Origin of the sequence: Streptomyces colwelliae (assembly GCF_048158785.1) — a bacterium.
Classification (GTDB): Bacteria; Actinomycetota; Actinomycetes; order Streptomycetales; family Streptomycetaceae; genus Streptomyces.
The window spans coordinates 1-7259 of record NZ_JBLTJC010000466.1 but is presented as its reverse complement, the minus strand read 5'-3'; the positions used below and the strand labels follow the sequence as shown (position 1 = coordinate 7259).

Annotated in this window: 7 protein-coding genes; 5 read left to right on the top strand and 2 right to left on the bottom strand. The window is 70.8% G+C overall.

Annotated features, from left to right (window positions below):
- Nucleotides 1–72: 72 nt before the first annotated feature.
- The 4 genes from ACNFOC_RS47865 to ACNFOC_RS47850 are packed head-to-tail and all read left to right on the top strand — an operon-like array spanning nt 73 to nt 5642.
- The gene (locus ACNFOC_RS47865) at nt 73–1614 is read left to right on the top strand and encodes a GMC family oxidoreductase (RefSeq protein ID WP_416965284.1); all 1542 of its coding nucleotides are present in this window, start codon (nt 73–75) and stop codon (nt 1612–1614) included.
- A 56-nt stretch (nt 1615–1670) separates the two neighbouring features.
- On the top strand, nt 1671–2729 hold the full coding sequence (locus tag ACNFOC_RS47860) for a quaternary amine ABC transporter ATP-binding protein (RefSeq protein ID WP_416965283.1): 1059 nt from the start codon (nt 1671–1673) through the stop codon (nt 2727–2729).
- Nucleotides 2729–4684 carry an ABC transporter permease gene (locus ACNFOC_RS47855; RefSeq protein WP_416965282.1) on the top strand — a complete coding sequence of 652 codons (1956 nt, stop codon included), beginning with the start codon at nt 2729–2731 and terminating at the stop codon, nt 4682–4684. The genes ACNFOC_RS47860 and ACNFOC_RS47855 overlap by 1 nt, the downstream gene beginning before the upstream one ends.
- Before the next feature lies 1 nt (nt 4685).
- The gene (locus ACNFOC_RS47850; RefSeq protein WP_416965281.1) at nt 4686–5642 is read left to right on the top strand and encodes an ABC transporter substrate-binding protein; all 957 of its coding nucleotides are present in this window, start codon (nt 4686–4688) and stop codon (nt 5640–5642) included.
- Nucleotides 5643–5648: 6 nt separating this feature from the next.
- Here the strand turns inward: ACNFOC_RS47850 and ACNFOC_RS47845 are convergent, their stop codons facing one another.
- Together ACNFOC_RS47845 and ACNFOC_RS47840 are read right to left on the bottom strand one after the other, a co-directional pair.
- A complete protein-coding gene (locus ACNFOC_RS47845; RefSeq protein ID WP_416965280.1) occupies nt 5649–6371 on the bottom strand; it encodes an isocitrate lyase/PEP mutase family protein in 723 nt (240 codons plus the stop codon).
- 46 nt (nt 6372–6417) lie between these two features.
- Nucleotides 6418–6915: a carboxymuconolactone decarboxylase family protein gene (locus ACNFOC_RS47840; protein WP_416965279.1), complete on the bottom strand. Its 498-nt coding sequence runs from the start codon at nt 6913–6915 to the stop codon at nt 6418–6420.
- 46 nt (nt 6916–6961) lie between these two features.
- Between ACNFOC_RS47840 and ACNFOC_RS47835 the strand changes: the two genes are divergently transcribed.
- Nucleotides 6962–7259: GntR family transcriptional regulator (locus tag ACNFOC_RS47835; RefSeq protein ID WP_416965278.1), on the top strand; the 298-nt coding region annotated here is incomplete at its 3' end.

Genomic DNA, 7259 nt, shown 5'->3' with positions numbered 1-7259 from the left:
CTGTGTACCGCGTCAGGCCCGACAGCGGGCGCGGCCCGACGCGGTACACAGTGCGCTGCTGACCCGGAGCAGATCGACGGCGCGGTCGGCGACGAGTACGACTATGACTACGTCGTCATCGGCGGCGGCACCGCAGGCTCAGTCATCGCCTCCCGCCTCACCGAGAACCCCGACGTCACCGTCGCCGTCATCGAGGGCGGCCCCAGCGACGTCGGCCGCGAGGACGTACTGACCCTGCGCCGCTGGATGGGCCTCCTCGGCGGCGAGCTGGACTACGACTACCCGACCACCGAGCAGCCGCGCGGCAACTCCCACATCCGGCACAGCCGCGCCCGTGTGCTCGGCGGCTGCTCCTCGCACAACACCCTCATCGCCTTCAAGCCGCTGCCGTCCGACTGGGACGAGTGGGAGGCGGCCGGCGCGAAGGGCTGGGGCGCGATCTCGATGGAGGCGTACTACGCCCGCCTCCTCAACAACATCGTCCCCGTCGACGAGAAGGACCGGAACGCCATCGCCCGCGACTTCGTCGACGCGGCCCAGGCGGCGCTCGACGTCCCGCGCGTCGAGGGCTTCAACAAGGCGCCTTTCACGGACGGCGTCGGCTTCTTCGACCTCGCCTACCACCCCGAGAACAACAAGCGGTCCAGCGCGTCCGTGGCGTATCTGCACCCGGTGATGGACGAGCGCCCCAACCTGACGATCCTGCTGGAGACTTGGGCCCACCGGCTGGAGCTGAACGGCACTCGCGCGGAAGGCGTGCACGTCCGCACCAAGGACGGTGAGGAACTCCTCGTCCGCGCCCGCCGCGAGGTCGTCCTGTGCGCCGGCGCCGTCGACTCCCCGCGTCTTCTCCTGCACTCGGGCATCGGCCCCCGCAAGGACCTCGAAGCGCTCGGCATCCCCGTCGCCGTCGACCTCCCGGGCGTCGGCGAGAACCTCCTCGACCACCCCGAGTCGGTGATCGTCTGGGAGACCAACGGGCCGATCCCGGAGAACTCCGCGATGGACTCCGACGCGGGCCTGTTCGTGCGCCGTGACCCCGGGCACCCGGGCCCCGACCTGATGTTCCACTTCTACCAGGTGCCCTTCACCGACAACCCCGAGCGCCTTGGCTACGAACGCCCCGAGTTCGGCGTCTCCATGACCCCGAACATCCCCAAGCCGAAGAGCCGCGGCCGCCTGTACCTGGAGAGCGCCGACCCGGCCGTCAAACCGGCCCTGGACTTCCGCTACTTCACCGACGAGGACGACTACGACGGCCGCACCCTCGTCGACGGCATCCGCATCGCCCGCGAGATCGCGAAGACCGAACCACTCGCCGGCTGGCTGAAGCGGGAGGTGTGCCCCGGCCCGGAGATCCTCGGCGACGCGGAACTCAGCGAGTACGCCCGCAAGGTCGCCCACACCGTCTACCACCCGGCCGGCACCTGCCGCATGGGCGCCGACACCGACGAACTGGCCGTGGTCGACCCCGAGCTGAGGGTCCGCGGCCTGGACGGCATCCGCATCGCCGATGCCTCCGTCTTCCCGACCATGCCCGCCGTGAACCCGATGATCGGGGTGCTCATGGTCGGCGAGAGGGCCGTAGACCTGATCGGAGGCGGTGCGCGATGAGCACCCTCAGTACGCCCAATGGCCTTGATGAGCCCGGCAGTTCCGCGACCACGAGCATGAGCACAGGTGCCTCCGGTGACCCCGTGTTCTCGGTGGACGGCCTCTGGAAGGTCTTCGGCCCGAAGGCCGACCAGGTCCCCGCCGACCCCGAACTCGCCGCCCTCGACGCCGCCGACCTGCGCACCCGCACCGGCTGCACCGCCGCCGTCCGCGACGTCTCCTTCGACGTCCGCAAGGGCGAGGTGTTCGTGGTGATGGGCCTGTCCGGCTCCGGCAAGTCCACCCTGGTCCGCTGCCTCACCCGCCTCATCGAACCCACCGCCGGCACCATCGCCATCGACGGCGAGGACGTCCGCGCGATGGACAAGTCCCGGCTGCGCGAACTGCGCCGCCACCGCGCCGCGATGGTCTTCCAGCACTTCGGCCTCCTCCCGCACCGCACGGTCCTCGACAACGTCGCCTACGGCCTGGAGATCCAGGGCGTCGGCAAGGCCGAGCGCCGCCGCCGGGCCGCCGAGGTCGTCACCAAGGTGGGCCTGGAAGGCATGGAACAGCGCCGCCCCGGCCAGCTCTCCGGCGGCCAGCGCCAACGCGTGGGCCTGGCGCGGGCGTTGGCGGTAGACCCCCAAGTCCTCCTCTTCGACGAACCGTTCAGCGCGCTCGACCCGCTGATCCGGCGCGACATGCAGGAGGAGGTCGTCCGGCTGCACCGCGAGGAGGGCCGCACGATGGTCTTCATCACCCACGATCTGAACGAGGCGCTGAAACTCGGCGACCGCATCGCCCTGATGCGCGACGGCCGCATCGTCCAGCTCGGCACCCCCGAGGAGATCGTCGGCTCCCCGGCCGACGACTACGTCCGCGAGTTCGTACGGGACGTCCCGCGCGCGGACGTCATGACGGTCCGTACGGCGATGCGGCCCGGGGACTGCGGAGGCGAGGAGCACCCCGGTGCGCTCGCGGCCGACGCGGTCGTCGCCGAGGCGATCAAGGTCGTGTCCCGCAGTGGAAAGCCCGCCTGCGTCGTGGAGGACGGCCGCTGTCTGGGCGTGGTCGACCACGCCCGGTTGCTGGACGTCGTAGCGGGAGCGGAGCTCCACAAGGAGGCGGTCTGATGGCAACGGTCACCGCACCCGCCCCGCGCCTCGCCCTCCCCGGCGTCCTCCGGCACCGGGCCGCGCACAAGCTCCTGCTGCTCGCGCTCGCCGCGGCGGTCCTCGTACCGCTCGCCAACGCGCACTGGTCCAGCGGGAGTTGGCCGCACGCCCTCATCGTCGACCTGTCCGGTCCGCTGGGCCGGGCCAACGACTGGATCATCGACAACCGCGACAGCTCCCCGCTGTTCCTCTACTTCTTCGGCTACATCAGCAACGCCGTCGTCCTCTCCGTACGGGCCGTCTACCTGGTGCTGCTCGCCGCGGGCTGGGCGGGCGTCACCGCGTTCGGCGCGCTCGTCGCCTGGCGCGTCGCGGGCGTACGGCTCGCGATCGGGACCGGCGTCGCCTTCCTCGCCTGCGGGCTGCTCGGCATGTGGGTACCGACCATGCAGACCCTCGCGCTGATGGTGATCGCGGTGCTCACCTCCGTCGTCGTGGGCGCGCTGCTCGGCCTGGCCGGCGGCCTCTCCGAGCGCACCGACCGCGCACTGCGCCCGGTCCTGGACACCATGCAGGTGCTCCCGGCCTTCGCCTACCTCCTCCCCGTCGTCCTGGTCTTCGGCATCGGCGTCCCCGCGGCCGTCCTGGCCACCGTCGTATACGCCGCCCCGCCCATGGCCCGCCTCACCACGCTCGGCCTGCGCAACGCCGACCCGGAGGTCCTGGAAGCCGTCGACTCCCTGGGCGCCACCGGACGCCAACGCCTGCTGACCGCACGGCTCCCGCTGGCCCGCAAGCAACTCCTCCTCGGCCTCAACCAGACGATCATGATGGCCCTCTCCATGGCCGTCATCGCCTCCGTCATCGGCGCCGGAGGCCTCGGTGACCGCGTCTACCAGGCCCTCGCCTCCGTGGACGTGGGCGCGGCCCTGGCCGCCGGCATCCCGATCGTGCTCCTGGCCGTCGTGCTGGACCGCGTCACCGCGGCGGCGGGCGAACAGAGCGACGAGTCCGCGGGGGAGCCGGGGTCGGGTCGCCGCCTGTGGCTGTACGCGCTCGGCGCCACCGTCGCCGTGGCGGTGGTCGCCCGTCTCGCCGGCGCCCTGGACTGGCCCTCCGGCTGGACCCTGGGCATCGCCGAACCGGTGAACCGCGTCGTCGACTGGATGACCGCCCACCTCTACTCCGGCGTCCCCTACCTCGGCGGCACCGCCGACTGGGCCGGCCACTTCACCACCTGGGTCCTGGACCCCGTACGCGACGGCCTCCAATGGCTGCCGTGGTGGTCGGTGCTGCTGATCGTCGCCGCCCTCGCCTGGGTGATCGGCACCTGGCGCACCGCACTCACCGCCGTCCTCGCCATGGCCGCGATCGGCGTCCTCGGCGTGTGGAAACCGTCCCTCGACACCCTGTCGCAGGTACTGGCCGCCGTGGCCGTCACCCTCGTCCTCGGCTTCGCGACCGGTATCGCCGCCGCCCGCAGCGACCGCTTCGAACGCGCCCTGCGCCCCGTCCTCGACGTCTGCCAGACCATGCCGCAGTTCGTGTACCTGATCCCGGTCGTCGCGCTCTTCGGCGTAGGCCGCGCCCCCGCCGTGGCGGCGGCGGTCGTCTACGCCCTCCCCGCCGTCGTCCGCATCACCACCCAGGGCCTGCGCCAGGTAGACCCGGCCGCCCTGGAGTCGGCCCGCTCGCTCGGCGCGACCAGCGCCCAGCAGCTGCGGCAGATCCAACTCCCGCTCGCCCGCCCGGCGTTGATGCTCGCCGTCAACCAGGGCGTGGTCCTTGTCCTCGCCGTCGTCATCATCGGCGGCCTGGTCGGCGGCGGCGCCCTCGGCTACGACGCCGTATTCGGCCTCGCCCAGGGCGACTTGGCGACCGGACTCGTCGCCGGCGCCGCGATCGTCTGCCTGGGCCTGATGCTCGACCGGGTCACGCAACCGACGGAACGCCGCACCAAGAAGGGAGCGTGACATGCGAGTTCGTACGGCTTACTCAGTGGCCGCGGTGACGTCCCTCGCCCTGCTCTCGGGCTGTGGCGCCGCCGACATGACCAAGCAGGCCTCGCCCTTCGCCAACGCGCAGGGCGCCAAGACCGTGACCCTCTCCGTCCAGTCCTGGGTGGGCGCACAGGCCAACGTGGCTGTCGCGCAGTACCTGTTGGAGCACAAGCTCGGCTACCGCGTCGACACCGTCCAGGTCGACGAGGTCCCCGCCTGGGACGCGCTCAGCCAGGGCCGGGTCGACGCGATCCTGGAGGACTGGGGCCACCCCGACCAGGAGAAGCGCTACGTCGACGACAAGAAGACGATCACGCGCGCGGGCGGCCTCGGGGTCACCGGCCACATCGGCTGGTACGTCCCGACCTACCTGGTCAAGCAGCACCCCGACATCACGAACTGGAAGAACCTCAACAAGTACTCCTCGCTGTTCCGCACCGCCGAGAGCGGCAGCAAGGGCCAGTTGATGGACGGCTCGCCCTCCTACGTCACCAACGACAAGGCCCTGGTGACGAACCTGAAGCTCAACTACCAGGTGGTGTTCGCCGGTTCGGAGGCCGCGCAGATCACCCAGATGAAGCAGTTCGCCAAGGAGAAGAAGCCCTTCCTCAGCTACTGGTACGCGCCCCAGTGGCTCTTCAAGAAGGTCCCCATGACGGAGGTGAAACTCCCCGCCTACAAGGAGGGTTGTGACGCCGACGCGGCCAAGGTCGCCTGCGCCTACCCCCACACCCCGCTCCAGAAGTACCTCAACACGGACTTCGCGAAGAAGGGCGGCAAGGCGGCGGCCTTCCTGAAGAAGTTCAAGTGGACGACCGAGGACCAGAACGAGGTCTCCCTGATGATCGCCGACCAGAAGCTGTCCCCGGCCGACGCGGCGAAGAAGTGGGTGGACAGCCACCCCGCCACCTGGAAGGCATGGCTGTCCTGAACCCGCTCACCGCTTCAGCTCAGCGGCCATCCCCTGGAGCGCGAGTGCCGCCCAGCGCTGGAGCTCCGGCCCGAACGTGATGCGAGTGGCCCCGAGTTCACCGAGTTCGGTGGGCGAGGGGCCCTTGCCGTCCAGCCGCGCGAACACGTTGACCGGCCCCTGGATACCGGACCGCAGCAACGGCAGCACATCGGCCGGCGCCATGATCGGATAGACACAGTCGGCACCCGCGGCGACGTACAACGCGGCCCGCTCGATGGCCCGTTCGGGATTCCCGTCACCGTGCAGGAAGGTGTCGACCCGCGCGTTGACGAACAACCGCTCCGCCGCCACCGACCGCACCTCGGCCAGCCACTCGGCGTGCTGCCGCGGGTCCTTGAGCACACCCCCGTCGGAGTCCTCGAGGTTGCACCCCACCGCCCCCGCCTCCAGCAGCCGCTCCACCAGCTCCTTCGGCGCCAGCCCGTACCCACCCTCGACATCCGCCGACACCGGCACATCCACGGCCCGCACGATCCGCGCGACCGCCGCGAACATCTCGTCCGCCGGCACAGCCCCGTCCTCGTACCCGAGCGAGGCGGCAACCCCGGCACTGGGCGTGGCGAGAGCCGCGAACCCGGCCTCCACGAACACCCGCGCACTGACCGCGTCCCAGGGCCCCGGCAGCACCAGCGGATCACCGGGCAGCCGCCGCCGATGCAGACTCCGGAACAGCTCCACCTTGCTCACGGCCGACACCCCCGGACCTCGTGGCCCAACACCCGTGCAGGCGACGTCACTTGAACTGTCCAGCCTTGTAGTGCCCCGGCACCATCCGCGTGCTCACCCCGAACCGGTTCCACGCGTTGATCACCGTGATCGCGGCGATCAGCTGCGCCAGCTCGGCCTCCTCGAACTGCTCGGCCGTCCGCTCGTACACCTCGTCCGGCACGAATCCGTCCGTGATCACGGTGACCGCCTCGGTCAGCTCGATCGCCGCCAGCTCCTTCTCGGTGTAGAAGTGCCGCGACTCCTCCCACGCGCCGAGCTGAATGATCCGCTCCACGCTCTCGCCCGCCGCGAGCGCGTCCTTGGTGTGCATGTCGAGGCAGAACGCGCAGTGGTTGAGCTGCGAGGCGCGGATCTTCACCAGTTCCAGCAGCTTCGGGTCCAGGCCCCGACGAGCGGCGGCGTCGAGACGGACCATCGCCTTGTAGACCTCGGGCGCGTGCTGGGCCCAGTCCAGGCGGGGACTGTGTTCGTGGGCGTAAGGAGCTTCCTGTGCTGTGGTCATGTCTCGACTCTAGAAGTCAGGCAGCCCAGGAGTATGGTCCATTTCCATGGCGAGATCTTGGGCCACTTTTGGCGTCGACCTGCATGTCGAACCGACCGGCACCAGCACCGGTGTCCGCCGCGGCCTCACGGACGCGCTGCGCGACGCCGTCCGCACCGGCCGCCTCGCCCCCGGCACCCGGCTGCCCTCCTCCCGCTCCCTCGCCGCCGACCTGGGCATCGCCCGCAACACGGTCGCCGACGCCTACGCCGACCTGGTCGCCGAGGGCTGGCTCACCGCCCGCCAGGGCTCCGGCACCCGCGTCGCCGAACGTGCCGTCGTCCCGCCCACGGACACGACCCCAC

What these genes read in the sequence shown, in the direction of transcription:
- ACNFOC_RS47860 (WP_416965283.1), top strand. Translation starts at nt 1,671, where the DNA reads ATGAGCACAGGTGCCTCCGGTGACCCCGTGTTCTCGGTGGACGGCCTC.
- ACNFOC_RS47855 (WP_416965282.1), top strand. Translation starts at nt 2,729, where the DNA reads ATGGCAACGGTCACCGCACCCGCCCCGCGCCTCGCCCTCCCCGGCGTC.
- ACNFOC_RS47850 (WP_416965281.1), top strand. Translation starts at nt 4,686, where the DNA reads ATGCGAGTTCGTACGGCTTACTCAGTGGCCGCGGTGACGTCCCTCGCC.
- ACNFOC_RS47840 (WP_416965279.1), bottom strand. Translation starts at nt 6,915, where the DNA reads ATGACCACAGCACAGGAAGCTCCTTACGCCCACGAACACAGTCCCCGC.